The organism is Saccharopolyspora sp. (assembly GCF_017434145.1).
Taxonomy (GTDB): domain Bacteria; phylum Actinomycetota; class Actinomycetes; order Mycobacteriales; family Pseudonocardiaceae; genus Saccharopolyspora_C; species Saccharopolyspora_C galaxeae.
On the sequence record NZ_JAFRFW010000965.1, the window covers coordinates 1 to 2,097 of the forward strand.

The following is a 2,097-nucleotide window of genomic DNA, read 5'->3' on the forward strand; positions in this document are numbered from 1 at the left end:
CGCCGCGCACGGCGCCTCGATCGCGGTCAAGCGGGTCGTGCGGCGCAGCCGCCCGGGAGACCCGCAGGTGAAGGTGCTGGTCGGGACGCCGAGCAAGCTCAGCTTCCCGTCCTCGCACGCGACGTCGACCACGACCGCGGCCGTGCTCTACGGCGGGCTGGTCGGCAAGCGGCTGACCCCGGCGCTGGTGCCGCCGATGATGGTCAGCCGGATGGTGCTGGGGGTGCATTACCCGAGCGATGTTCTCGCCGGCTCGGCGCTCGGCGGTGCCGTGGCGCTGGGCGTGCGGCGGTTCATGAGACGGCGGAGGAACCGTGGCTGACAAGAACGAGAGCGGCGCGACCGTCAGCGAACCCGAAACCGATTCCGGCGCCGCCGGGACGAACGGTGTCGCGGCCGCGCACGAGGACGCTGGCGAGAACGGCCAGGTCGTGACGGAGACCGACGGCGAGCAGGCCGCGCGCGAAGAGGTCGAGGCCGACGCGGACGGCTCCATCGGCTCGGAGGCCGGCGGCAGCGCCGCCGTGCTGGAGGAGACCACCGAGCAGGCCGAGGACGACAAGGACAAGTCCTCGGACGCCTACCACGCGAAGGTGACCGCGAAGGCGGGCACCGTCGGCGGCCTGATCAGCGGCCTGATCAAGGAGCTGCGGCCGAAGCAGTGGGTGAAGAACGTCCTGGTGCTGGCCGCCCCGTTCACCGCGGGCGCGCTGTGGGACCCGACGATCCTCGCCGACGCGGCGCTGGCGTTCGTGGTGTTCTCGATGGCCGCTTCGGGCATCTACTTCATCAACGACGCCATCGACGTGGAGTCCGACCGCCAGCACCCGACCAAGCGGAACCGGCCGATCGCGGCCGGTCTGATCCCGCTGCCGATCGCGTACCTGGTGTGCGGGCTGCTGCTGGGTGGCTCGCTGGTGATCTCGGGCGTGGTCAGCATGGGCCTGCTGACGGTGATGGCGGTCTACATCGGGGTGCAGCTGGGCTACTGCTTCGGGCTCAAGCACCAGCCGGTGATCGACCTGTGCATCGTGGCCTCCGGCTTCCTGCTGCGCGCGGTCGCCGGTGGTGCCGCGGCCGGGCTGGTCATCACCCAGTGGTTCTACCTGGTGGTGGCGTTCGGCTCGCTGTTCATGGTGGCGGGCAAGCGCTACGCCGAGGTGAAGCTGGCCGCCGAGACCGGCGCGAAGATCCGCAAGTCGCTGAAGGCGTACTCGCCGTCGTACCTGCGGTTCGTCTGGGCCATCTCGGCGGCGATCACGATCATGAACTACTGCCTGTGGGCCTACGACATCCGCGCGATCGAGCAGTCCCGCTGGGGCATCATCTCGATCATCCCGATGGTGATCGCGATCCTGCGGTACGCGGTGGACGTGGACAAGGGCGTCGCGGGCGAGCCGGAAGAGGTCGCGCTCAAGGACAAGGTCCTGCTGGTCCTGGGCGCCTGCCTCGCGGGTTGCCTGTTCCTGGCGTACTACCTGTAAACCGCCGGCGGAAGTACGCGAACGCTCGACCGGGGTTTTCCCGGTCGAGCGTTCTGCTTTTCGCGGGTTGCCGCGGGGTCCTCCCGGTTGTCGCCGCAAGGACGACCTTTTCGCCCGCTCCGTTCGTAGTCTCACCGGCATGTGCGCAGTGCAGAAGGCCGGTGTCCGATCGCGGCGCAGACCGGTGCTGGCGGTGAGCGCAGCGGTGGGCTGCGCCGCGTTCCTCGGAGTTTCCTGCCTCGCGTGGTCGGCGGATTTCCCGCTCGGCTCGACCGCGGGCCACGTCGTGGTGGACGACGCGAGCGGCGAGGTCGAGTCGCAGGACAACGAGCACCTGAAGTTCCGCGCCGCGTCGGTGGTGAAGCTGCTCATCGCGCTGGACCACCTGGAACGGCTCGATCCCGACGTGCCGATCACCGAAGACGACCGGTTGCTGCTGCAGCCGATGTTGCGCTCCAGCAATGACGACGTGGCCACCGCGTTGTGGGCGGAGGGCGGCGGGGTCGAGATCATCGAACGCGCGGTGGACAAGATCGGCTTGTCGGACACCGAACCGCCGCCGGCGGGCCAGGAAACCACCTGGGGCTACACCAGGATGAGCGCTTCGGACGTC

2 protein-coding genes and 1 pseudogene are annotated in these 2,097 nt (G+C 69.3%); all 3 read left to right on the plus strand.

Annotation, left to right across the window (positions count from 1 at the left end):
- The coding region (locus IJH84_RS26060; protein WP_295150085.1) for a phosphatase PAP2 family protein at positions 1-322 on the plus strand (322 nt) is incomplete at its 5' end.
- Positions 315-1,484 carry a decaprenyl-phosphate phosphoribosyltransferase gene (locus tag IJH84_RS26065; protein WP_295150088.1) on the plus strand — a complete coding sequence of 390 codons (1,170 nt, stop codon included), beginning with the start codon at positions 315-317 and terminating at the stop codon, positions 1,482-1,484. The genes IJH84_RS26060 and IJH84_RS26065, both read left to right, overlap by 8 nt.
- A 139-nt stretch (positions 1,485-1,623) precedes the next feature.
- Positions 1,624-2,097, plus strand: a pseudogene (locus IJH84_RS26070) (hypothetical protein); the annotation flags it as partial.